General features: G+C 66.4%; 25 protein-coding genes and 1 pseudogene. 17 read left to right on the plus strand and 9 right to left on the minus strand.

Annotation, left to right across the window (positions count from 1 at the left end):
- Positions 1-169: 169 nt before the first annotated feature.
- Positions 170-382, minus strand: a complete 213-nt coding sequence (locus tag Q4F19_RS13280) for a cold-shock protein (RefSeq protein WP_303543299.1) — start codon at positions 380-382, stop codon at positions 170-172.
- Positions 383-922: 540 nt separating this feature from the next.
- Between Q4F19_RS13280 and Q4F19_RS13285 the strand changes: the two genes are divergently transcribed.
- Complete coding sequence (locus tag Q4F19_RS13285; RefSeq protein WP_303543300.1) at positions 923-1,273, plus strand: hypothetical protein; 351 nt, start codon at positions 923-925, stop codon at positions 1,271-1,273.
- Between the two features lie 86 nt (positions 1,274-1,359).
- On the opposite strand, the gene Q4F19_RS13290 is transcribed toward Q4F19_RS13285, so the two are convergent.
- The 4 genes from Q4F19_RS13290 to Q4F19_RS13305 form a co-directional block, all read right to left on the minus strand.
- Positions 1,360-2,331 carry a DUF2493 domain-containing protein gene (locus Q4F19_RS13290; protein WP_303543301.1) on the minus strand — a complete coding sequence of 324 codons (972 nt, stop codon included), beginning with the start codon at positions 2,329-2,331 and terminating at the stop codon, positions 1,360-1,362.
- 328 nt (positions 2,332-2,659) lie between these two features.
- Positions 2,660-2,881 (minus strand): DUF6117 family protein, encoded by a 222-nt coding sequence (locus tag Q4F19_RS13295; RefSeq protein WP_303543302.1) that lies wholly within the window; start codon positions 2,879-2,881, stop codon positions 2,660-2,662.
- Positions 2,868-3,902 carry an SLOG family protein gene (locus tag Q4F19_RS13300; protein WP_303543303.1) on the minus strand — a complete coding sequence of 345 codons (1,035 nt, stop codon included), beginning with the start codon at positions 3,900-3,902 and terminating at the stop codon, positions 2,868-2,870. Before Q4F19_RS13300 ends, Q4F19_RS13295 begins: the two co-directional genes overlap by 14 nt.
- 73 nt (positions 3,903-3,975) lie before the next feature.
- Positions 3,976-4,434 carry a DUF736 domain-containing protein gene (locus Q4F19_RS13305; RefSeq protein ID WP_303543304.1) on the minus strand — a complete coding sequence of 153 codons (459 nt, stop codon included), beginning with the start codon at positions 4,432-4,434 and terminating at the stop codon, positions 3,976-3,978.
- Between the two features lie 437 nt (positions 4,435-4,871).
- On the opposite strand from Q4F19_RS13305, the gene Q4F19_RS13310 reads away from it, so the two are divergent.
- Complete coding sequence (locus Q4F19_RS13310; protein ID WP_303543306.1) at positions 4,872-5,228, plus strand: hypothetical protein; 357 nt, start codon at positions 4,872-4,874, stop codon at positions 5,226-5,228.
- 255 nt (positions 5,229-5,483) lie between these two features.
- On the opposite strand, the gene Q4F19_RS13315 is transcribed toward Q4F19_RS13310, so the two are convergent.
- The 3 genes from Q4F19_RS13315 to Q4F19_RS13325 form a co-directional block, all read right to left on the minus strand.
- Positions 5,484-5,870, minus strand: a complete 387-nt coding sequence (locus tag Q4F19_RS13315; protein ID WP_303543307.1) for a hypothetical protein — start codon at positions 5,868-5,870, stop codon at positions 5,484-5,486.
- A gap of 6 nt (positions 5,871-5,876) precedes the next feature.
- Entirely contained in the window at positions 5,877-6,023 is a 147-nt protein-coding gene (locus tag Q4F19_RS13320) for a hypothetical protein (protein WP_303543309.1), read from the minus strand.
- Between the two features lie 177 nt (positions 6,024-6,200).
- Positions 6,201-6,725: an SOS response-associated peptidase family protein gene (locus Q4F19_RS13325; RefSeq protein ID WP_303543311.1), complete on the minus strand. Its 525-nt coding sequence runs from the start codon at positions 6,723-6,725 to the stop codon at positions 6,201-6,203.
- Between the two features lie 41 nt (positions 6,726-6,766).
- Between Q4F19_RS13325 and Q4F19_RS13330 the strand changes: the two genes are divergently transcribed.
- The 12 genes and pseudogenes from Q4F19_RS13330 (at position 6,767) to Q4F19_RS13385 (ending at position 15,222) form a co-directional block, all read left to right on the plus strand.
- Entirely contained in the window at positions 6,767-7,351 is a 585-nt protein-coding gene (locus Q4F19_RS13330; protein ID WP_303543314.1) for an SOS response-associated peptidase, read from the plus strand.
- Positions 7,352-7,571: 220 nt separating this feature from the next.
- Positions 7,572-9,465, plus strand: a pseudogene (htpG, locus tag Q4F19_RS13335) (molecular chaperone HtpG).
- 121 nt (positions 9,466-9,586) lie between these two features.
- The gene (locus Q4F19_RS13340) at positions 9,587-9,832 is read left to right on the plus strand and encodes a glutaredoxin domain-containing protein (RefSeq protein WP_303543316.1); all 246 of its coding nucleotides are present in this window, start codon (positions 9,587-9,589) and stop codon (positions 9,830-9,832) included.
- Complete coding sequence (locus tag Q4F19_RS13345) at positions 9,829-10,365, plus strand: TspO/MBR family protein (protein WP_303543318.1); 537 nt, start codon at positions 9,829-9,831, stop codon at positions 10,363-10,365. Before Q4F19_RS13340 ends, Q4F19_RS13345 begins: the two co-directional genes overlap by 4 nt.
- On the plus strand, positions 10,362-10,724 hold the full coding sequence (locus Q4F19_RS13350; protein WP_303543320.1) for a DUF393 domain-containing protein: 363 nt from the start codon (positions 10,362-10,364) through the stop codon (positions 10,722-10,724). Before Q4F19_RS13345 ends, Q4F19_RS13350 begins: the two co-directional genes overlap by 4 nt.
- Positions 10,721-11,218, plus strand: a complete 498-nt coding sequence (locus tag Q4F19_RS13355; protein ID WP_303543322.1) for a DUF427 domain-containing protein — start codon at positions 10,721-10,723, stop codon at positions 11,216-11,218. The genes Q4F19_RS13350 and Q4F19_RS13355 overlap by 4 nt, the downstream gene beginning before the upstream one ends.
- Before the next feature lie 14 nt (positions 11,219-11,232).
- Positions 11,233-11,925, plus strand: a complete 693-nt coding sequence (locus Q4F19_RS13360) for an SDR family NAD(P)-dependent oxidoreductase (RefSeq protein WP_341850191.1) — start codon at positions 11,233-11,235, stop codon at positions 11,923-11,925.
- Between the two features lie 114 nt (positions 11,926-12,039).
- The gene (locus tag Q4F19_RS13365) at positions 12,040-12,231 is read left to right on the plus strand and encodes a hypothetical protein (RefSeq protein WP_303543327.1); all 192 of its coding nucleotides are present in this window, start codon (positions 12,040-12,042) and stop codon (positions 12,229-12,231) included.
- A 126-nt stretch (positions 12,232-12,357) separates the two neighbouring features.
- Entirely contained in the window at positions 12,358-12,540 is a 183-nt protein-coding gene (locus Q4F19_RS13370; RefSeq protein ID WP_303543329.1) for a DUF3606 domain-containing protein, read from the plus strand.
- Between the two features lie 256 nt (positions 12,541-12,796).
- On the plus strand, positions 12,797-13,369 hold the full coding sequence (locus tag Q4F19_RS13375; protein ID WP_303543331.1) for a 3'-5' exonuclease: 573 nt from the start codon (positions 12,797-12,799) through the stop codon (positions 13,367-13,369).
- 162 nt (positions 13,370-13,531) lie between these two features.
- Positions 13,532-14,659: a DNA polymerase IV gene (gene dinB, locus Q4F19_RS13380; RefSeq protein ID WP_303543333.1), complete on the plus strand. Its 1,128-nt coding sequence runs from the start codon at positions 13,532-13,534 to the stop codon at positions 14,657-14,659.
- Entirely contained in the window at positions 14,659-15,222 is a 564-nt protein-coding gene (locus tag Q4F19_RS13385) for an alpha-ketoglutarate-dependent dioxygenase AlkB (protein WP_303543405.1), read from the plus strand. Before dinB ends, Q4F19_RS13385 begins: the two co-directional genes overlap by 1 nt.
- 309 nt (positions 15,223-15,531) lie before the next feature.
- Here Q4F19_RS13385 and Q4F19_RS13390 read toward each other — a convergent pair whose 3' ends face one another.
- Entirely contained in the window at positions 15,532-15,840 is a 309-nt protein-coding gene (locus Q4F19_RS13390) for a hypothetical protein (protein WP_303543335.1), read from the minus strand.
- A 175-nt stretch (positions 15,841-16,015) separates the two neighbouring features.
- Between Q4F19_RS13390 and Q4F19_RS13395 the strand changes: the two genes are divergently transcribed.
- From Q4F19_RS13395 to Q4F19_RS13405, 3 genes are all read left to right on the plus strand, one after another.
- Positions 16,016-16,780, plus strand: a complete 765-nt coding sequence (locus tag Q4F19_RS13395; RefSeq protein WP_303543337.1) for an ImuA family protein — start codon at positions 16,016-16,018, stop codon at positions 16,778-16,780.
- A 268-nt stretch (positions 16,781-17,048) separates the two neighbouring features.
- Positions 17,049-18,494 carry a Y-family DNA polymerase gene (locus Q4F19_RS13400; protein WP_341850188.1) on the plus strand — a complete coding sequence of 482 codons (1,446 nt, stop codon included), beginning with the start codon at positions 17,049-17,051 and terminating at the stop codon, positions 18,492-18,494.
- Positions 18,491-21,751, plus strand: coding sequence for an error-prone DNA polymerase (locus tag Q4F19_RS13405; RefSeq protein ID WP_303543339.1), 3,261 nt, complete (start codon positions 18,491-18,493; stop codon positions 21,749-21,751). The genes Q4F19_RS13400 and Q4F19_RS13405 overlap by 4 nt, the downstream gene beginning before the upstream one ends.

The raw sequence follows: 21,751 nt of genomic DNA on the forward strand, positions 1-21,751 counted from the left end.
GCGAAAGCCGGCGCCGTGGTTCGGGCGTCCTGGTAGAATTGAGATTGTGCATAAAGTCCTTGGGCGAGCCGTCCGGCCCGCGAGCATGTGTTGCGTTATTCTAGCGTCGCAATTTCGTCCGCAGCGACCGCCATTTTCGACTGACGGCTCGCGCGGGGCGAGCCGGTCATCACCGGCGGAGGTTCTGCAGATTGACGGCGCTGTCCTTGCCCCGTTCGTCGGCAACGAGATCATATTCGATCCTCTGCCTCTGCTTGAGCGTGGCCCATCCCGCTTTGCTAACAGCCGCGACATCGACGAAATCGTCCTTGCCGCCGCCGTCCGGCGTGATGAAGCCAAAGCCTTTGACGCCGTTGAAAAATTTTACGGTGCCGACGGGCATCTGGGACTCTCTCTCACGAAGAGGCGCCGGACCGAATGGTCAGGCGCCGATGAAGCGCGAAAGGGAAATCCGGCAGCGCGGAGCGGCGACAGCATTCCGTCGCAGGCGACGCTAGGACCCTGATATGGGCCGTGCCGTCCGGATTTCAATCAGGGCCGCCCGGAGCCCGGTGTCGGCCATGTCTGACGCGGAGGCCGAGGCAAGATCAAGAACTTATGCGCCCGCGCCGAGCCCCGGAGTGACATGTCAGACAGATTGCGGCGCGTCCGTCCGACACGTCCGACTGCGGTAACCCATTGATTCCACTCGACAGATGCGCCGCAGCACCCGTGCGTACGGTGCATTACAAAACGGCCCTGGCCGTGCGTCCAGTCTTTCGCAGCGGCTTGCCCGCTGCGCCGCCTCGTGCCGGAAGGCGCGGGGCTTCCCGGTAGGGTCTTGTTCTTCGGCCGGCGGCACGCCGGCCTATCGGCATCTTGCTCGCCTCACGCGCAGACGCGATAAGGGGCGCGGCGGGCAGACCTCCTGACGGAGACGATCATGCCCAAATTGACGGAACGCGAGCGTCTCGCGAAACTCGAGGCAGACCAGCGCGCCCTCGCCCAGGAGGCGGACCGGGTCCGCAAGACGGTGCGCGCGGGCTATGGCCAGCTGGTCGCGGATCTTGCCATCGAGACTTTGTCCGAGCGCGAGTTTCGCGAGCTGATCGGGCACGCCATCCGGGTCGGTGGAGCGGCGTCGATTGCCGCGCTCAAGGCGTTGCCCCCTGCACTTTCTTCCACCAAAATCTCGCCGGAACGGCGACCCAGCGACGAGCACGGCCAAGCCGCGCGCAGTCGGCCGGCGTCCGGACAGGACGCCGCGTCGGCGGGCGACGGACCCGGCCGCTAGGCCGGGCTCCCGAGCGCGCCGACCTGTCCCCGCCCGACAAAAAAAGCGCGGACAGGGGCTCCCCCTGCCCGCGCAATCGCGGCGGTTCAGGCACGACGTGCCTGTCCCATGCGCGGCAGGAAGTGCGCCGGCACCCCCGCTTGCCGCACCATCCGCGCCAGGTGCGATTGGAGCCCCGACCCTTCGCAGACGAGAGCCTCGACGGGCTTCAATCTCAGCATCGCCTCGTTGCGGGCAAAGCCGGCGCGCTGTCCCAGCCGGCGATCCAGATGGAAGGCGATCAGCTTGACCCGGCGTGATGCGGCCCAGGCCGCGGCAATCGCATCGCACCCTTTGTCCTGCGCGGTGGAGACGATCACCATCGTCGGAATGCGCGCCTTGATCTGGTCGAGCCGGTCCCAGATCTGGGCATGATCCTCCCAGATCTGTCCGCCCGAGACGATCACGAGCGGTCCGGTCGGTGCGTTCGCTTCGGTGCGGCGCTGGCGGCGCGCGGCGAGGAAATCCTGGGCGGCAATCACCGAGGCCGTGCGCTTGCCTGAGACGAGGGTCGCGCGCGGTGCGGACCAGGGCCGTCCGGTTTCGGAATGGTAGATCTGGACGGCATGGTCGCGCATGCACGCCACCGCTTCGCGCGCCTCGTCGAGCCCGTGGCACAAGGTCTGCGCCTCCTCCAATTCGGTCGAGGCGATCTCGCTGCCATCATTGTCCCGGGCAAGCTCCCCAACTTGGCGCGCGGCCCGGTCCGCTTCTCCATCGAGCTGGCCGGCGACCTTGTGGAAGCTGTGGACGATCCCCCAGGCGAGGCGGTCGGCGATGGCCTCCAGCCGCGTGTCGCGCAGGAGATCGAAGAGCGTCGCCACCAGCAAGTCGACGCCCAGCTCCATCTGTCGGGCGTCGGGCATGCCGACCGTGATCGTCTCGTCGCTGGCCACCAGCCTGACCGTCGGGACGGTCTCGGCAAAGGCGGTCCGGTAGGTGTCGCTGGGCTCGTGCGCCTCGGCGGCGACGAGGTCGGCAATGTCGGCGAAATGGTGCGTGGAGCGGCTGATCGTCATGATGACCTCCTTCGTTCAAGAGGTCCCCAATTCGGCACGGGCTCCGAGCGGCGGGGTCAAGGATCGGGCGCATGCCCGACCGCGGCAGCGGCGATGGGGGTCACGATTTTGCGAAGCAAAATGGTGGGGCCCCGTCGTCCTTGAGGCCGGTGCGGCCCCGTGCCACGCTAAGACGACTTGAGAGAGAGAAAGAGCTGCCTTGGCGGGGGCTCGATGCCTCCGCCAAGGCAAGACACAGAGCGGCACCTCGCCACTGGGCGCCGGGCGAAGCCCCAAACAAAAGCGGCCGCCTGCGAGAGGCGACCGCGTGAGAAGTTGGACTGGCGTCTTATCCTGACGGTGGCAGATACTGGTCGAACGGATTGTCGTCGCACAGATGGCCGAAGGGCGTCAGGATAAAGTCTCCCTTCTTCGCGCGGCCGACCGCGCAGATGACGTAGCGCGTCCCGCCCGTGTGCGCGTCGGTGCATTCCAGCAGCGCGAGATTGCCCTCGGCGGCGGCGCGCAGGAGCGTGTCGAAATTGCGCCGATAGGGTTCAGGAATGGCCATGGCCTGCCCCCTCCGCGACAGAGACGCTGGCGACCGACCGAGCGCCGGCGAGCCGGTCGATCGGGTGCGGCGCCTGGTCCGCCCGGCGGAACGCGTGGATGGGCACACCGCCGGCACGCAGGAGCTGGTAGAGATTGGCCTGGAGCCCCGAGCCCTCGCACAAGAGCGCCTCGGCGGGCTTCAGCTCGGCGAGCTTGCGGTTGCGGGTGAAGGCGACTTTGCGCCCCGTCCCGTAGAGACCGTAAGCGACCAGAGGCACGTTAATTTCGGGGCGCGCCGCCCAGGCGGCCGCGATCGCATCGGCGCCCTTGCGCTGTCCGGTCGTGACGAGCGTCATGTGCGGTATGCGCGCGCGGATCTGGTCGAGCCGCTCCCAGATCGGCGCCCAGTCATGCCAGACGGCCGGTCCTGAAAAGACGATGATCGGGCCCTGCGGCAGATGGCGTTCGCGCGCGGCCAAGGCGCGCTCGCGTAGAAAATCCTGTGCCGCGATCTGGCTTGCTGATGAGGCCGAAGACGCACGGGTTCCGCGGGCCGGCGACCAGGGCCAGCCCGACAGCGCGCGGTACATTTCGGCGGCGTAGTCGCGCATGCATTCGAGCGCGTCGCGCTGCTCGGCGAGGCTGCGGCACAGAAGCTGTCGGTCCTCGAGTTGGCGCACGAACACCTCGCTCTGGTCCTGCGCGCGGGCCATCTCGCCAATCTCGTCGGCGAGCGCGTCCTCGCGCCGGGCGAGCTTGCCGGCGACGAAGTGGAAGGAATTGACGAAGCCCCAGGCGATGTCGGGCGCGAGCGGCTCGAGCCGCGTGTCGCAGAACAGGTCGAACAGCGTGGCGATGATGGCGGCGCAATCGGCTTGCGCGGCGACGGGCTCGGGCATCGCATATTCGCCGGGGCCGTCGCCGGGCTCGAGGATCGACAGCGGCATGGGATCGCCAAAGGCCGCCTGGAATTCGGGGGTGGCGATGGTTGCGGCATAGAGGTCGCGCAGATCCGCGAACCGACGGATGGCATGGGACATCGGACATCTCCTGAAACGGGACAGAAGACGGGGGACGCTTGTTGCCAAGCGCCCCCCGACCGCATGTGATGGATCAGTAGGGCACCTCGTCGCCAAACGGCGCGCCCCCACCCATCATCTGTCCGTCGGCGCCGGCGGTGCTGTCGCCGAAGCCGCCGGGCTCTTCGGGTCCCTCGCGTCGGCTCGTGCGGATCGCGGGACCGAAGTCGTCGCGCCGTTGCGGCCGTCGCCAGGCGACGCGCATGCCGTCCTGATCCGTGCCGAACAGAGCGACCGGCAGCGGCTCCGGGAGGCTCGGATCATCGATCGAGCCCTGGAGGAAGGTTTCGCCGGTGCTGTTGGCGACGGCTTCCCACAAGGCGCCAACCTGGACCCAGCGATTGCCGACATTGAGCGCGACGATTTCATAGGTCGGCGCCTTGTCGTTGCTGCTCTCGACCGGGCGCAGACCCAGTCGGGGCAGATCGATTGTCCGGGTCGCGATCGACCCCAGCAGACGACCATTGCTCATCTTGAACTCACCGATATTCATGACATGATCCTTCGACGTTCGTCGCTCCGGACCATCCGAGGCGACACCCGCCAAAGCCCCCTCTCCTCTCTTGCGCTGTCCTCATCACCCGCGCGCCGGCGCCCATCGGGGTATCGCGCGCCTCATTCGCCCCGCCGCGGAAGCGTCTCCCTGCTCATTCGTCCCACCCACCTGCGCTTTCAGCCGCGGACGCGCTCGTCACCGCCTGCACGCACCATGCGGTGGGCGATGCATCGTCCTGCGGCCACCATGAACGAGACGCCGGCCTTCGGGTCGATCCGCTCTTGCCGCGTCCGCACTTGGCAAAGAGGCGCGAGGACGCTCAAGTGGACCGTCACGTCCGCTGACGGGAGACGACCCGCGATCATGCGCCCGGATGGATCAAGATCCGCGAACCGACGGCGTCCGCACAACGCCGCACCGCGCCGTTGGAGCCTATGAAAGCCACCGACGCGGCCGCTCCGCCGCTCACGCCCGACGGTCGCTATATTGTCGTGCGGGGGCGACTGTGGCGTGCCGCCAACCCCGACCTGGCGCCTGATCGGCGGCAGGAGCTCGTGAACGCGCTGATGGCCGCCCGGCGCGCCGTCGGCCAGGCCGAGCGGATGGGCGATGCCGCAGCAGCGGCGGCGGCGCACGATGCCGTCCATAGGGCGAAAATGGCGCTCGGTGAGCGGGGACCTCCCTGGTGGACGGATGGCGCTCCCGATCTCAACCGACGAATGGCCAAGAATAGCTGCTACGCGCAATGGTATGAGAGCCTCGTGCGCCGCAATACGGATGCAGGGTCCTGACGGCGCGCGGTGCCGATCGACGACAGGACAGGCTGCCCGAAGCAGCGCGGGACTGAGTGCTGCCGGTCGGAGCGCGGCATGGAGACCCAGCCGCGCTCCTCCCCATGCCGGACGCGGGGATGCGGACCGACAGTCCCGTAAACGTCCCGCGGTGCCGGACCTTGCGCAGCGGTGGGTCGAACGCGCTAATCGTCTCTGGCTAATTTCCCTGATCCGAAGCCGCTTTCGCGGACCCAATGAGAAATGGTGCCGATGCTAGTCCACCGCGTCCGCCCGGATTGGCCCGCCGCTCGATTGGGCATCCGATGCATCGATGACGACGAGTTCCGGTACCCTCGAAATCGCCTTGCGCTTCGCAATGATGGTCAAGGCTTCGATATTCTCCATGACATAGCGTAGCCGATGGCGAGCTTCCTCGGCGGCAGGCGCGAAGAGGGCGAGCGCGGCGTCGGTGACGCACACCGTCCGCTGCAGATCGTGCGTGTCCATCGTGAACAGGACGCCGCCTGAGACAAGCCTGGGCGGATCGACGAGATGCGAGAAAACCATGCGCATCATGTAGGCTGCGCCGCGACCGCCGCCATGCGGAGGATAACGTTTCGGCGCCCATTTCGGGTCTTTTGTCGCGACCGACCCGGCCAACGACCGTTACTTTTTCGCGGCGGCTTTCCCACCTTTCCTGCCGAGCTCAGCCTGGGCAGCGGAAGATGTCCGCGGATTCGTCTTGCCGTCCTTGGCGGCCTTGGCATTCGCCTTCTGCGCGGTCGCGCTGCCACGCCCCTGCTTCTCCGCCATCATTCTTTTCCTCGGTTTCAAGCGACATCGTGCTTGTCCCAAGGAAACGACAATGGCCCAGACCCGTTCCTGCAGCGCGATGCACCCCGGGTCGCACCAACGTGACGACGACGCTCCTGCACCTCGGCGCGATATTTAAGCGCCGCAGCGGACTCGCCGACAGGCATCCCGCGGTCCCTAGAGACCCAAGCATGTCAGCTCCGGCTTCGGATCGATCTCCTCGCAGAGGAACGTCCGCGGCGGCGGCGTCTGGAGGATCTCATCCTCCGGCAACGTGCCATCGAGCCAGTGCAGATGCCGGTTGCGCCGTATCAGCGCGCCCTGGCGGTCCTGATATCGGGCGACCTCGGGGTTCGCCGCGACGGTTAGGATCGCATAGGCCTCGGGGAACCCGCGGACGGATGGCCGCCAGATACCGGCGAGGTAGAACCAGTTTCCGTCCTCGAGGGTGAAACGATAACGGCGGTCGCGATAGCTTACATGAAACTCGGAGGCCGGCACCAGGCAGCGGTGCGTTGGGAAAGTCCTGCCTTCGGAGCGGACGAAGCGGAACGGAAGTTCGCTGGGATCCGCCGCCGCAAGGCCCCAGGCCAGTTCGACGAGCTCGGGACTTCCGTCGACGGCGTCGCGTCGTATGACAGCGCGTCTAGCGCCCAACGGCGCATCGGACTCGAAAGCCGTTGCCTGCATGGCCGCGAACATAATAGGAACGCGCTTGGATGCAAGACTCGACGGAGGCCTAGATGTGCAACGACTATCGCCTGCTGGTGGATGCCGCGTCGATCGTCGAGGATTTTGCCGATCTCAAGATCCGCATCGACTTTTCAGAAGGCGTCCCGAACATAGAGGCCCGGCAGGATATCAAGATCACGGACATGGCGCCCATCGTCCGAACGCACGAGCGTGGGAGCGGCGATCTCGTCCAGCGGCGTTGGAGCTGGCCCGGGCCGACAGGCAAACCGGTTTACAACTTCCGATCGGATGGACGAGAATTCGAGGCCGGGCGCTGTTTGATCGTGGCGGATGGCTTCTACGAGTTCACGACGCCCTCTGATCCGACGAAGAAGCGAAAGGACAAATGGCTGTTCACGCGGAGAGACCAGCCCCTCTTCTGCATTGCCGGGATATGGCGAACCGATCCGAAGGTCGGCGAGGCGTTCACGATGCTGACGATGCCGCCGGGACCAGACATCGCGCCTTATCATGATCGCCAGATCGCGATCCTGGATCGTTCGGTCTGGATCGACTGGCTGGACCCGAGAATAGCAGCAAGCGAGCTGCTGAAGCCACTTCCGGCGGGCTCGCTTCAGGTTGAACAGGTCGGCTAGCCAGAACGATAGGCCGCAAGCGGCGTTCGAACCGTCTGATCGAGCGGCACCCGAGCAGGTTCCCCCCATCCAGCGTCGAGCCTGACCGAAGGGTGGCCGCCGACTCTGTGCCCGTGCATCCATCGCGAGGTCGATCGCATCGCGACGCGGCGGCGAGCTTGACCTGTAGCGCAGGCATTACCAATTCCTCGCGAGCAGTAACAAGGACGTGACGAATATCATGACGACCGCCACCGCACCCGAAACGCACGCTTTCGAAGCCGATGTCGCCAAGCTGCTGCACCTGATGGTGCACTCGGTCTATTCGGACAAGAATGTTCCTTCGCGAGCTGATCTCCAACGCGGCGGACGCCTGTGAGAAGCTGCGCTACGAAGGCATTGCGAGCCCGGCTTTGCTCGGCGAGGACCCGCTGCCGCGGATCACGGTAACGCTCGATCGCGACACGCGCACGCTGACGATCGAAGACAATGGCATCGGGATGAATGCGCATGATCTGGCCGAAGCGCTGGGCACGATCGCGCGCTCGGGCACGAAGAGCTTCATGGAGCGGATCGCGGCCGGTGGCGGCACCGAAGGCACGCAGCTGATCGGCCAGTTCGGCGTGGGCTTCTATTCGGCGTTCATGGTCGCCGAGAAGGTCGATGTGATCTCGCACAAGGCCGGCGAGGACGAGGCAGCAATCTGGTCGTCGGACGGCCTGGGCAGCTACACGATCGCGCCCGTGGATCTGCACGACGCGCCCGCGCGCGGCACGCGCGTGGTGCTCCACCTCATGGAAGACGCCACGGACTATGCCGAGCGCTCCCGGATCGAGCAGACGATCAAGTCGCAGTCGGGCCACGTCCCCGTGCCGATCTTCCTGCGCGAGACGCCCGATGCCGAGCCGGTCGAAATTGCCGACGGGGCCGCTTTGTGGACCAAGCCCCGCGCCGCAGTGTCCGAGGCTGATTATGCCGACTTCTACCGCAGCGTGTCGGGTCAGTTCGATGAGCCGGCGCTGACGCTGCATTACCGCGCCGAGGGCCGTCACGAATATTCGGTGCTGGCCTTCGTGCCGTCGACCAAGCCGTTCGACCTGTTCGATCCCGACCGCGCGGGTCGCATGAAATTGTATGTCAATCGCGTCTTCATCACCGACGAGGCGGAGCTGCTGCCGCGCTATCTGCGCTTCGTGCGCGGGCTGGTGGACTCGTCCGATTTGCCGCTGAACATGTCGCGCGAGATGATCCAGGAGAGCCCGATCCTGGCCGCGATCAAGAAGGGCGTCACCGGGCGCGTTCTGTCCGAACTCGACAAGCGCGCCTCAGACGATAACGACGGCTATCTCCAGATCTGGGAGACGTTCGGTGCGGTGCTGAAGGAAGGGCTGTACGAGGATTATGAGCGGCGCGAGACGTTGCTCGGTCTTGCCCGCTTCAAGACGACCGCGTCGGACGGCGGCTGGCGCTCGCTCGCCGATGTCGAGGCGACCTTCAAGGAAAACCAGACCGCGATCTATTATGCGACCGGCAATGATCTCGATCGTCTGGCGACGTCGCCGCAGCTAGAGGGGTTCCGCGCGCGCGGCGTCGAAGTGCTGCTGCTTGCGGACCAGGTCGACAGCTTCTGGGTCACGGCCGGGCTCGATTATAAGGGCAAGCCGTTCAAGTCCGTGACGCAGGGTACCGCAGATCTCGATCTGATCCCCCTGCCTGAGGGCAAAACCGGCCCAACGGCCGACGCAAGCGCAGAGGTGACCGATTTCCTGGCCTTCGTGAAAACGACGCTCGCCGATGCCGTCTCGGACGTGCGCGCCTCGGGCCGGCTGACCGACAGTGCGGTATGCCTCGTCGCCTCCGAGACCGGCATGGATCGGCAACTTGAACGGCTGCTCGCGGCATCCGGACGGGCGCCAGCGGCGGCGAAGCCCGTGCTGGAGATCAATCCCCGCCACGATCTTATCGTCAGGCTTGCTGGCCTCGCCGAGGAGGATGAGGCGTTGCGCGAGGACGCGGCGCGTCTGTTGTTCGACGAGGCGCAGATCGCGGACGGCGAGCAGCCGATCGATCCGCGCGGATTTTCGGCGCGGCTCGCGCGCGTCATCACGCGGGCACTGCCGTCATCGGCAAGCTGAGGCACTGCCCTCCCCAACCCCCGTCCCCGGACGGAGGGCTTGGCCGCGTATGGCGCCGGAACGTCCAGGCTGTCGCTTCGCTATAGCCGGAAGGTCGCTTCGACCGCCCCGGGAGCACGCCATGACGGACAACAAGACAGCAACGCTCTACCGCATGATCCTCCCGGAGGAGACCTGCCCGTTCGGCGTCCGCGCCAAGGCGTTGCTCGAAGAGAAGGGCTACGCGATCGAGGAGCATGTCCTTCGATCACGCGACGAGGTCGACGCATTTGAACAGAAGCACGGCGTCCAGACGACGCCGCAGATCTTCATCGATGGCGAGCGGATTGGCGGCAGCGACGATCTCGAGCGCACCCTCGCAGCATGACCCAGCGCGCCGCCAGCCGTGGGTCCACCGGTCTGTCGCCGCTTGTCGCCGGCGGCATCGTCGTCGGCATACTCGGTCTGAGCGCGCTGATCGGACGCCGGAATGCGCCCGCCCCCTCGCATCCCGGAATACGGACCTGGTATCGTCACCTCGACAAACCGGGCTTCACACCACCCGATGCGGTCTTCGGGGCGGTGTGGCCGGTGCTGGAGACCGGCATGGCGGTCGGGGGCTACCGCCTGCTGCGCCGCGCGCCGTCGCCTGGGCGAAACGCATCGATCGGCCTGTGGCTGGCAACATCGGCCATGATCGGTGGCTGGACCGAGATCTTCTTCCGCGAGCGCGCTCTGGCGACCAGCGCCCTCGCTTCGGGGGCGATGCTGGCGACAACAGCAGCCTATGTTGCAACGACGAACAAAGTCGACCGCGTGGCGCAGGCAACCGCCATCCCTCTGCTGGGCTGGCTGGCCTTCGCCACCGTGCTGGCGACACGGGTGTGGCAGCGCAATCCGCCGGCTGTTTCGGCACAATGAGCCTGACCGTCTGGCACGATAGCGGTTGCCCTTTATGCCGGCGGGAGATTGCGCTCATGCGGCGGCTGGATCGTCGCGGCGCGATCAGCTTCGTGGATGCAAGCGTTGCTAGCAGCGTGTGTCCGCGCGACAGGCAGGAACTGCTCGCCCGCTTCCATGCCGAAGAAGATGGCCACATGCTTTCCGGCGCAGCCGCGTTCGCCGCGATGTGGCGAGCAATCCCCCTTCTGCGACCATTGGGACTTGCGGCGCGGACGCCGTTGGTCCTGGGCTCGCTGGAATGGCTCTACGGGCGCTTCCTGGCCTTGCGACCGACGCTCCAACGGCTCGCCCGTCGCCTTGAGAGGCGGTCCGCATGATCCGCCCGATCCCCGATCCGATCGCGCCGGGACAAGAGAGCGTCTGGGCCTTTCCCCGACCGTCTGTCGCCCAGCCCACCGATGCGCATCTGCGTGTTGTGCTGGATGGGCGGGTCGTCGCCGAGACAAGTCGCGGGATCCGCACGATCGAGACCAGCCACCCGCCGACATATTATTTTCCGCCCGACGACATCGCGCCCGAGGCGTTGCGGCCTGTCGGCGGGTCCAGCTTCTGCGAGTGGAAGGGCTCGGCGGTCTATTTCGACGTCATGGTCGTCGCCGCGGTTCGAGCTAAAGCGGCCTGGGCTTATCCCGATCCGACGACGCCTTTCGCGATCATCCGCGACCATGTGGCCTTTTATGCTGCCGCGATGGACGCCTGCTTCGTCGACGACGAACTGGTCGTGCCACAGCCGGGTGGCTTTTATGGAGGCTGGATCACGTCGCGCATCGCCGGACCGTTCAAGGGCAATCCCGGAAGCCACGGTTGGTAGACGCGACCGCCGTCGTGATCGGCGCGGGCGGCGGCATTGGCCGCGCGCTCGTCAGAGCGCTCGCGGCGTCCGGTCGCTATGCGCGCGTCCATGCCCTCTCCCGCCAACCGCGCGCGGACGACGGCCGAATCGTCGGCGGCGTCATCGACGTGACCGACGAGGCCAGTATCTGCCACGCTGCAGAGCGCATCGGCTCGCCGCTCGATCTGGTCGTGATAGCGACCGGCATCCTGCATGAAGACGGCCGGATGCCCGAAAAAGCTCTGCGCGAGCTGGACGGCGCCTCGCTCGCGCGGATCTTCGAGCTGAATACGATCGGACCAGCCTTGGCGCTGAAGCATTTTGCGCCGCTGCTCGCCAAAGATCGGCGGGCGGTGATTGCGGCGCTCTCCGCGCGCGTCGGCAGCATTTCCGACAACCGAACAGGCGGCTGGTATGGCTATCGCGCCTCCAAGGCAGCGCTCAACATGATCATAAAGTCCGCGGCGATCGAGATCGCGCGGTCGCGCCCCTTGGCGCTCTGCGTCGCTTTGCACCCGGGAACGGTCGACACCGGTCTCAGCCAGCCCTTCCAGCGGGGCGTGCCGCCGGACCGGTTATTTCCTCCAGAGCGTGCTGCCAGACAGCTCCTTGATGTGCTCGCGGATCTGAAACCGGCATCGACCGGAAAGATGTTCGGCTGGGACGGCAGCGAGATCTTTCCCTGATGCACGATTGAGCCCGTGCCGACGAGGGGCGCCCATGGGCAAGCCGTCGATCCACGGACGAGCTTGCATCGAGATTGACGCGCGTCAGCTAACGGATTGCCCATTGCAAGCAACATGGCGCGCGGCGCAGATGATGACGTGGACAACAGAAATCAGCGTCGCGACGAGGTGGAGCGATCCGTCCGACGCGCCGTCGTCGAAGCTCCTCACACTGCATTTCCCGTTGAGGAGATCGCCTCGTTCAATGAGAATGTGGCGGATCTGCTTGCGAAACTGACGGACGGCCGGGAGGCCGATCTGCGATAGAGCCGCCGCCGGGAAAGCGATGGTCGCTCTCGCCGGGATGAGCAGGTGATACGGACCTGCTGCACTGTCGGGATTGAGCCAGTCGCCTATTGGTGCGTTGAGGCAACGCCATTGGACGGAGGCGTTATGTCGGACGATCTTAAGCAGCGAGGCGCGCCCTATTCTCACCGCATCGACATGGGGCAGGAAGACCAGGTCGAATATTGGACCAACCGCTATGAAGTGACGCGCGACGCGCTGGCGGAGGCGGTCAAGCAGGTCGGAACCGACGCGGATAAGGTCGCGGTCTACCTCGGTAAACCGGCCTGATCGCCTGTCCGGCCGACCTTGCTATTGAGAGAGCGAAGTCCCGACGCGGACTTGATCACCTCTGCGCCAAGGAGAAGCCCGCGCGCCATGCTCGGCGGTCGTCCATGCCGACAAAATGGGCGCTGGCTCGATATCGAGGTTCGGCCGGGCCTGGCCAAGGGGCGTCTGACGGCACCGAGACGAAGCGGCTGAACGTGCCTCGGGCACAGCTGTCTGCTGCCGCGAGGCAAAGTGATCATGAAACGAGGAGCATGAATTGAGGGCTTTCCTGGATTTCGAAGCTTCGTCGCTTGGGAAGCAAAGCTACCCGATCGAAGTTGCCTGGGTGTTCGAGGATGGCACGTCTGAAGGCCATTTGATCCTGCCTGCGCCGAACTGGACGGACTGGGATGAAAAGGCCGAAGCCGTCCACGGCATCGCGAGGGCCACACTTCTTAGCGAAGGCGAACCGGTCGCGACGGTCGCGGCCCGGATGATGCAGGCGCTGTCCGGACATCACCTGTTCGCGAGCGCGCCATCGTGGGACGGCAAATGGCTCAGCGCTCTTCTCAGAGCTGGCGGCCAGCCCCGGCACGGACTGCGGTTGCGCGACAGCGAAGAGGCCCAGCGAGAGATTGCCGAGCATATTCTGGCTGAGGCGGTGCCGAGTGACGATCTCGGCCGGTTGATCGAACGTATCGTAGCGCAATGCGAAGAACAGCAGGATCTGCTTCCGACAGCTCACCGTGCGCTGGCCGACGCTCAAGCCGAGTTGACGCAGTGGCGCGCCGTCGCGGCGGCGGCTCAAGAGGAGATCGATAGCGAGAGTTCCTGCGGTCGGTCGCGCTAGCGCCGCTCCGGCTAATCGACGGCGCTAACGCCTTTTCCCCGTTTTGTCGGCGTCATTTCGTAAGCGAGATCGCTGCGCGTTGCGCGCGGCTCATTCTCGATCCGACGGTTTCACGCCGTGCGCGTGTTCCTCATCCGTTCTCTTCCTGCTAGACGTGGCTCCATGGAGAGCGGTCCGACTCGCAAGATCATCCATGTCGACATGGACGCGTTCTTCGCGTCCGTGGAGCAGCGCGACGAACCGTCGCTTCGGGGTCGTCCCGTGGCGGTCGGCTACGCCGCCGCCCGTGGCGTGGTGGCAGCCGCGAGCTACGAGGCGAGGGCGTTCGGCGTGCGCTCGGCATTGCCGTCGGTCACCGCCCTGCGGCGCTGTCCCGACCTGATCTTCGTGCCGCCGCGTTTTGAAGTATACAAGGCGGTGTCGCGCCAGATCCACGCCATCTTCGCCGAGTTCACCGACCTCATCCAGCCGCTGTCCCTCGACGAGGCCTATCTCGACGTCACAGAGAACGAAGCCGGTCTTCCGACCGCCTGGATCACCGCAAAGGCAATCCGCGCGCGCATCCGCGAAGAGACCGGACTGAACGCCTCGGCCGGCATCTCCTATAACAAGTTCCTGGCCAAACTCGCGTCCGACCAGCGCAAGCCCAATGGTCAATTCGCAGTCACGCCGGACATGGGGCCTAGCTGGGTCGAGACGCTTCCGGTGTCGCGCTTTCATGGGGTCGGGCCGGTGACCGCCGCCAAGATGAAGCAGCTCGGCATCGAGAGTGGTGCGGATCTGAAGGCGAAGTCGCTCGCTTTCCTCGAAGCGCATTTCGGCAGTTCGGCCGGCTGGTATCATGCCATCGCGCGCGCTGAGGACCACCGCGCGGTCAACCCGAACCGCGTCCGCAAATCCTCTGGGTCGGAGACGACGTTCGACCGCGATCTAACCGATACGACCGAGATCGAAGCCGGCGTGCGGCGCATGGCCGACGACGTCTGGGCTTGGTGCGAGCGAGCCCAGGCATTTGGTCGGACGGTGACGGTGAAGATCAAGTTCCAGGACTTCCGGCAGATCACGCGAAGCAGGAGTCACGCAGGGCTCGTAACGACCCGCGAGCGGCTGCAATCCGCCAGCCTGGAGCTCGTGCGGTCAATCTACCCGCCTGAGACCGGCATCCGCCTGGTCGGCGTGACGGTCTCAAACTTCGAGCCTGCGAACTCTCCGGCCGAGGACGCGCTTCCCTTGTTCGGCGCGGGCGAGGTTCAGCAACGGTCTTCGCACGAGATGGCGGTGACATGCTGATGCTCGATCTGTTCGAGGCCCCGGCCCTTCCTGGCCTCGTCTCAGCCGATGATCTAATCTCCGATGCCGAGGAGAGCATACTCATCGAAGCGATCGACGCGACCGCGCTGTCGCCGTTCCGTTTCCAGGGTTGGACAGGCAAGCGGCTGACGAAGTCGTACGGATGGAGCTACGACTTCGACGCGGGGCGGCTTTACCGACGCGAGCCGCTGCCGGACTGGCTGATGCCGATCCGGGACCGCGCCGCCCGGTTTGCCGGACTTTCGCCCGATTCCTTGGTCCAGGCGCTGCTGATCCGCTACGATCCGGGGGCCGGGATCGGCTGGCATCGCGACCGTCCCGCTTTCGAGCATGTCGTCGGCATATCGATGGGCGCACCTGCGGTCATGCGCTTCCGCCGCCGCCGATCGGAGCGCTTCGACCGCGCCTGCGCGCCTCTGGCGCCGCGCGGCGTTTATCATCTGAGCGGCGAGGCGCGACACGACTGGGAGCACAGCATCGTCGAGATGGAGGAGGCACGCTGGTCGATCACGTTTCGCAGCCTGCGCGCGGATCGCGTCTAGCTGGAGTCGTCGCTGGCGTCCGGATTCGAGGGAAAGGCCGCCTCTCCTGGTCGCCATGCTCTTTGCGGAGACGACAAACGCAGGCGGCGGGAGCGCTAGATATGCGAAGGGCCGCCCCTCGCGGGACGGCCCTTCCATTGTCGACCGAACGCGGTCAGCTCAGACGAGCCGGACCCCCGTGGTGGAGGCCATGCTCAGAACGTGTGCCGCGGACGGCGTATGACAATGAGACATTCGACCACCTCCTTTCCGTTGTTGACGATGGACAGGATGTGGGACCGATCGCGGCGCTTTCAAGCCGGTCGCGGCTTAGTCATCATCGTCATCGCTGTCCGTCTGGCCCAACCGGTCTTCCTCGTCGTCATGCATCGGCTCGCCCGCAAAGGCTCCGTTGTCGATGCGCCCGCTCGTGACCATCTGGTTCATTGTATCGACCAGATCCGGCACGTCGTCGGGCATGACAGCGGCAGGATTCGAGGTTCCGCCATGCTCGCTATCCTCGGATAGATCGCTGCTGAGCCCCAAAGCGTCGTCGGCCACGTCCTGCGCCTGACCCTCGTCGCTCTGCTCGTCATTGTCAGTTTCGGGTGCGAGGTCGTCGGTCGGTATGCGGCTCATGATTTGCGCCTGGCTATGGAATGAGATCCCTCAACATCCGGACATCCCGCGCGTTCCGCCCGACGGAGGCGTACGCTTGTCGTCTCTACGCGCTTCACCCGATATGAGATTCGAATCGTTGACGCGCGCCGCCCATCGTCGGAACATAAGGCGAACATGATTCTTACGGAAATCGATGAACGCGCAATCGCCACGACCCGAGCTTATCGACCGGCTGCGCGCGCAAATCGCGGACGTGGGTGCACCGCCGCGCGCGGTCGGCTGCCTACCGTTCGGCGTCGAAGCCCTCGATGCGCGCCTGTCGGGATGCGGTCTCAATCGGTCAGCGCTGCACGAGGTTGCAGCGGCCGCGTCCAGTCTGGTTGCCGACGCGGCTGCGACTTTGTTTCTGGCCGGCATCGCGGCACGATTGAGCGAAGGCGGAGGCACGGTCTTATGGGCCGTCACCCGCTTCGATCTCTACAGTCCGGGGCTCGAGCAGGTCGGCCTGCTTCCCGACCGAACGCTCTACGTCGAGGCCAAAGAGGATAAGGATGTCCTCGCCGTCATGGAGGACGGCGTCCGCCACGGGACGCTCGCGGCGGTCGTGGGAGAGGTCCGCCGGGCGGACATGATCGCGACGCGTCGCCTCCAGCTTGCCGCTGGCGAGCGAGCGGTGCCCGTCTTTCTCTTTCGACGCTGGCGGCGATCCGGCGCTTGTCCGCTCGCCGAGCCCTCTGCCGCAGCAACGCGGTGGAGGATTGGCTGCGCACCGTCGGCGCCGCTTGGCATTCCCGGTGTCGGGATGCCTCGCTGGTCGATCGAGCTCGTCCGGCAGCGCAACGGCGCGCCTTTCTCATTCATCATGGAGGGCTGCGATGCCACGGGTCGCCTCGCTCTGCCTGCCGCTGCTCGCGATCGAGCGGCTGTGGCGGCAGGAGCGGCCGCACGCGCGGCCTGAGCCGCCTGCGGTCCTGTCACTGCCGGTCGATGACAAGCCCGGCGCCTGCTCGGTTCCGCGCGGCGGAGGCTGGCGCCCCGGCGCGCGCTGGGCGCAGGACGCCCGGCCGAGTCGGAGCCAGATCGCAGCCGATATCGAGCGCCTGCCCGCGCACCAGCGGCCGGCCATGCGCGAGCTGGGCCGGCGCTCGGAGGTCGCCGAGCATCCGTTCCGGGCGATGCGGCCGGATGAGGGCGGGAGAGCGACCGCAGCCCCGAGAGCGGCGGGCGTGGCCTTCGCGCAGCCGACGGTCCTGGCCGCGCAGGACGGGCAGAAGCAGCTCGTGTTCGCCGCGTGCCCGGCCGCTCTGGCCCTCGGGCTCACGCCCGGCATGGCGTTGACGCAAGCGCGCGCGCTGGTCCCCGATCTGCACGTCCGCCCGGCCGATCCCGACGGGGATGTTGCTCTGCTCGCGCGCCTCGCCCTCCATGCCGCCCGGATATGGACGCCGACCGCATCGGTGTGCGGCAGCGACGGCCTGTGGCTCGATCTGAGCGGAACCACCCATCTGTTCGGTGGCGAAGAGCCTTTCTGCCGCCGGCTGCTGAGCTTCCTTCGCCGTATTGGTCTCACGAGCACGATCGCCATTGCCGACACGCCCGGTGCCGCTTTCGCGCTGGCCAGGTTCGGGACGAAGGCGATCGAGATCTCCGCACCCGGGCAGGCGACGCAGGCGATCGCCCCGCTGCCGGTCGATGCGCTGCGGCTCGAGGACAGTGCCCTGGCCGCCTGCAAGCGCTTCGGCATCGAACGGATCGCGGACCTGCTGCCGATGCCGCGCGCGCCCCTGGCCCGTCGGCTGGGCCGTGACGCCGTGAAGCGCCTCGACCAAGCCATCGGACGCGTCGCCGAACCGATCGTACCGGTCGTGGACGAACAGGCGCCCGCAGCCGAGCTGCGCTTGCTCGAGCCGATCTCGACGCCGGAGGCGATCGCGCAGGTGATCGCAGATCTCGTGACGAACCTCGTGATCGAGCTCCGGGCTCGCGGACTCGGCGCGCGTGGGCTTGAAATGATGATGCTGCGCGTGGACGGCGACGAACAGTGCATCCTGATCGGGACGGCCGCTGCGAGCAGAGAAGCCCGGCACCTGGTGCGACTGCTTCATCTGCGCATGGAAAAGATCGACCCCGGCCTCGGCATCGAGGTCGCCAGACTGCGGGCGATCCGCTCCGAGCCGTTGGGCGCGACGCCTCTTTCGACCAGCTTGCTCGTCGACGCCCCGGGCGAGGAGATCGCGCAGCTGGTCGACCAACTCGCCGGTCGCGTCGGGGACGCCGCGATCTTCAAAACGGGCGAGTGCGAAACCGATGTTCCCGAGCGAGCGGTCCGACGCGTCAGTCCTCTCACGGAGGCGCGAGGCTGGCCCGCCTGGCGGCGGCCGGCACGCCTGCTGCGTCGGCCCGAGCCGCTATCCAACGTCATTGCGCTCCTTCCCGACAGTCCTCCGCGACGTTTCTCCTGGCGCGGCGAGGTGCATGACGTGGTCGCCGGCGACGGACCCGAACGCATCCATGGGGAATGGTGGGTGCGTGACGGCGAGGTCTGGGCGGTGCGAGATTATTTCCGGGTGGAGGATCGCGCCGGCGGGCGCTTCTGGCTTTTCCGGCGCGGCGACGGTGTCGAGGCGAACACGGGCGACCTGAGCTGGTGGATGCACGGGGCGTTCGGGTGACCTATGTCGAGCTCCAGGTCACGAGCCACTTCTCGTTCCTGCGCGGCGCCTCCAGCCCAGAGGAGCTGTTCGCGGCGGCCGCTCTGCAGGGCCACACCGCGCTCGGCCTTGCGGATCTGGGAACGGTCGCGGGGATCGTCCGCGCCTGGGATGGGCAGCGCACAACGGGGGTGCGCCTCATCGCGGGCACGAGGTTGACGCTGGACGACGGCCGGCAGCTTCTTCTTTACCCGACCGATCGCCCCGCCTGGTCACGCATGACGCGGCTGCTGACGATCGGGAAAGCGCGCTTCGGCAAGGGCGGCTGCACGCTCGCGTGGGAAGAGGTCGTCGCGCACTCCGACGGCATGATCGCCATTCTCCTGCCCGACGCCGCTGGCGAGACCGTGTCGCGCGACTTGGGCGAGCTGCGAAGCGCGTTCGGCGCGCGCGGATATATGGCGCTGACGTTCCGGCGCAGGCCCGACGATCTCGTGCGACTGCATGCGCTGGCGACGCAGGCCCGGGACGCCGGCGTGCGCGCCGTCGCGACGGGCGATATCCTCTATCACGCGCCCGAATGTCGCCTGCTTCAGGACGTGGTCACTGCGATCCGCGAGAAGACAACGGTCGACGCGCTCGGGCATCGACGCGAGCGGCATGGCGATCGTAACCTCAAGGCGCCCTCCGAAATGGAGCGCCGCTTCGCCGCCTTCCCCGACGCGATCGCCGCGACCGCCGACATTGCGCGGCGGTGCACGTTCGATCTGGGCGAGCTGAGCTACCAGTATCCGCACGAGCAGGTGATCGATGGGCTGACATCCCAGCAGGCACTTGAACAATTGTCCTGTGAGGCCGTTGCGCGGCTGTTCCCGGAGGGCGTCCCGCAGGCCTATCGCGACCAGATCGCGCACGAGCTGCGGCTGATCGGCGAGCTCGGCTATGCGCCTTACTTCCTGACCGTCAACGCGATCGTCGCCGAGAGCCGGCGGCGCGGCATCCTGTGCCAGGGCCGCGGATCGGCCGCCAACAGCTGCGTCTGCTTCGTGCTCGGCATCACGAGCATCGATCCGATCAAGCATGAGCTTTTGTTCGAGCGGTTCGTCTCAGGCGAGCGCCGGGAGCCACCGGATATCGACGTCGATTTCGAGCATGAGCGGCGCGAAGAGATCATCCAGTGGATCTACGAGACCTATGGTCGCCAACATTCCGCGCTGACGGCGGTCGTCACCCGCTACCGCGCGCGCGGTGCGGTGCGGGAGGTCGGCAAGGCGCTGGGTCTGCCCGAGGACATGACCGTGGCGCTCGCCGGTCTCATCTGGGGCTGGTCGGTCGACGGCGTAAGCGAGAAGCAGGCCAGAGAACTCAACCTCAATCTCGGTGACCGTCGGCTACGGCTCGCACTGGATCTTGCGACGCGGCTGATCGGCACGCCGCGCCATCTGTCCCAGCATCCCGGCGGGTTCGTGCTGACCCATGACCGGCTCGACGATCTCGTGCCGATCGAGCCGGCGGCGATGGTCGACCGGCAGGTCATCGAATGGGACAAGGACGATATCGATCTGCTCAAGTTCATGAAGGTCGATGTGCTGGGCCTGGGCATGCTCGGCTGCATGAACCGCGCCTTCAACATGTTGGAAGAAATCAAAGGCGTTCGGGTGGGGCTCGCTGATCTCCAGGACGACGATCCCGACGTCTTCGCGATGATCCAGAAGGCTGACACATTGGGCGTGTTCCAGATCGAGAGCCGGGCGCAGATGTCGATGCTGCCGCGGCTGAAGCCCGCCAATTTCTACGACATCGTCGTGCAGGTCGCGATCGTGCGGCCAGGGCCCATCCAGGGCGACATGGTCCATCCGTATCTGCGTCGCCGCGAAGGCCGCGAGAAGCCGGAATATCCGCGCCCCGAACTACGCGCTGTGCTCGAGAAGACGCTCGGCGTCCCGCTGTTCCAGGAGCAGGCGATGAAGGTCGCGATCGTCGGGGCTGGCTTCACGGCGATCGAGGCCGACCAGCTCCGCCGCGCGATGGCGACCTTCAAGGTGACAGGCGGGGTCAGCCACTTTTACGACAAGCTCGTCGACGGCATGGTCGAGCGTGGCTATCCGCGCGACTTCGCCGAGCGCACCTTCAAGCAGATCGAGGGCTTCGGCTCCTACGGCTTTCCCGAGAGCCACGCCGCCAGTTTCGCCAAGATCGCTTATGCGTCCTCGTGGATGAAGCACCATCATCCGGACGTGTTTTGCGCGTCGCTGCTGAACGCCCAGCCGATGGGCTTCTACGCGCCTGCCCAGATCGTGCGCGACGCGCGCGAGCACGGCGTCGAGGTGCGGCCGGTCTGCGCGAACGCGAGCCGCTGGGATTGCACGCTCGAGGAAAGCCGCGGTCGCTACAAGGCCGTCCGGCTCGGCTTTCGTCAGGTCCGGGGTCTTGCTAATCTGCATGGCGCGGCGATCGTCGCTGCACGCGGAGATGCGCCTTACGGGTCCGTTGAAGAAATCTGGCGTCGCGCGGGCGTCCCGCCCGCGGCGATCGAACGCTTGGCGGAAGCGGACGCGTTCCATTCGCTTGGCGAAGATCGCCGCCAGGGCATCTGGAAAGTGAAGGGCTTAGGGGAAGCGCCGCTGCCGCTATTCGCGGCCGCGGACGCACGCGAGGCGGTATTCAGCCCCGAAGGCCTGGAGCCGGAGGTCGCGTTGCGGCCGATGACGGACGGTCGCGAGGTCGTGGAGGATTACCGGACCTTGCAGCTGTCGCTGCGCGCCCATCCCCTCTCCTTCCTGCGGGACGATCTTTCCCGCCGCGGGATCCGACGCTGTGCAGATCTGACGCGCATCCGGGACGGCAGGTTCGTCGAGGTCGCTGGCGTCATTCTCGTCCGCCAGAAGCCCGGCTCGGCCAAAGGCGTGCTGTTCATCACGATCGAGGACGAGAGCGGCGTCGCGCAGGGCATCCTGTGGCCGGACCGCTTCGAGGCGCAGCGACGCACGGTGATGTCGGCGTCGATGATCGGCATGCGCGGGATCGTCCAGAAAGAGGGCGAGGTCATCCACGTCATCATCCAGAAGATCATCGATTATGGCGATCTCCTCAGGCAGGTCGGCGACATGGCCTTCCCGCATCGCACAGGGCCAGGCGACGGCGCGACGCACCCTGGATCGCCGGATCGTGGCGACAAGGGGTGGAGCCCGCAGCCGCGAGATCTCTACTGGCCGGCGCACGGCGACTGCCGCGATCCCGAGGATGTGGTCAGGATCAAGTCCCGGAACTTCCACTAG

The sequence above is a fragment of the Sphingomonas natans genome (assembly GCF_030546695.1).
Lineage (GTDB): Bacteria > Pseudomonadota > Alphaproteobacteria > Sphingomonadales > Sphingomonadaceae > Sphingomonas_I > Sphingomonas_I natans.

Bases quoted from the DNA above. Each gene is read 5' to 3' on its own strand.
- Q4F19_RS13280 (WP_303543299.1), bottom strand. From the start codon at position 382: ATGCCCGTCGGCACCGTAAAATTTTTCAACGGCGTCAAAGGCTTTGGC.
- Q4F19_RS13285 (WP_303543300.1), top strand. From the start codon at position 923: ATGCCCAAATTGACGGAACGCGAGCGTCTCGCGAAACTCGAGGCAGAC.
- Q4F19_RS13290 (WP_303543301.1), bottom strand. From the start codon at position 2,331: ATGACGATCAGCCGCTCCACGCACCATTTCGCCGACATTGCCGACCTC.
- Q4F19_RS13295 (WP_303543302.1), bottom strand. From the start codon at position 2,881: ATGGCCATTCCTGAACCCTATCGGCGCAATTTCGACACGCTCCTGCGC.
- Q4F19_RS13300 (WP_303543303.1), bottom strand. From the start codon at position 3,902: ATGTCCCATGCCATCCGTCGGTTCGCGGATCTGCGCGACCTCTATGCC.
- Q4F19_RS13305 (WP_303543304.1), bottom strand. From the start codon at position 4,434: ATGAATATCGGTGAGTTCAAGATGAGCAATGGTCGTCTGCTGGGGTCG.
- Q4F19_RS13310 (WP_303543306.1), top strand. From the start codon at position 4,872: ATGAAAGCCACCGACGCGGCCGCTCCGCCGCTCACGCCCGACGGTCGC.
- Q4F19_RS13320 (WP_303543309.1), bottom strand. From the start codon at position 6,023: ATGGCGGAGAAGCAGGGGCGTGGCAGCGCGACCGCGCAGAAGGCGAAT.
- Q4F19_RS13325 (WP_303543311.1), bottom strand. From the start codon at position 6,725: ATGTTCGCGGCCATGCAGGCAACGGCTTTCGAGTCCGATGCGCCGTTG.
- Q4F19_RS13330 (WP_303543314.1), top strand. From the start codon at position 6,767: ATGTGCAACGACTATCGCCTGCTGGTGGATGCCGCGTCGATCGTCGAG.
- Q4F19_RS13340 (WP_303543316.1), top strand. From the start codon at position 9,587: ATGACGGACAACAAGACAGCAACGCTCTACCGCATGATCCTCCCGGAG.
- Q4F19_RS13345 (WP_303543318.1), top strand. From the start codon at position 9,829: ATGACCCAGCGCGCCGCCAGCCGTGGGTCCACCGGTCTGTCGCCGCTT.
- Q4F19_RS13350 (WP_303543320.1), top strand. From the start codon at position 10,362: ATGAGCCTGACCGTCTGGCACGATAGCGGTTGCCCTTTATGCCGGCGG.
- Q4F19_RS13355 (WP_303543322.1), top strand. From the start codon at position 10,721: ATGATCCGCCCGATCCCCGATCCGATCGCGCCGGGACAAGAGAGCGTC.
- Q4F19_RS13365 (WP_303543327.1), top strand. From the start codon at position 12,040: ATGGCGCGCGGCGCAGATGATGACGTGGACAACAGAAATCAGCGTCGC.
- Q4F19_RS13370 (WP_303543329.1), top strand. From the start codon at position 12,358: ATGTCGGACGATCTTAAGCAGCGAGGCGCGCCCTATTCTCACCGCATC.
- dinB (WP_303543333.1), top strand. From the start codon at position 13,532: ATGGAGAGCGGTCCGACTCGCAAGATCATCCATGTCGACATGGACGCG.
- Q4F19_RS13385 (WP_303543405.1), top strand. From the start codon at position 14,659: ATGCTCGATCTGTTCGAGGCCCCGGCCCTTCCTGGCCTCGTCTCAGCC.
- Q4F19_RS13390 (WP_303543335.1), bottom strand. From the start codon at position 15,840: ATGAGCCGCATACCGACCGACGACCTCGCACCCGAAACTGACAATGAC.
- Q4F19_RS13395 (WP_303543337.1), top strand. From the start codon at position 16,016: ATGAACGCGCAATCGCCACGACCCGAGCTTATCGACCGGCTGCGCGCG.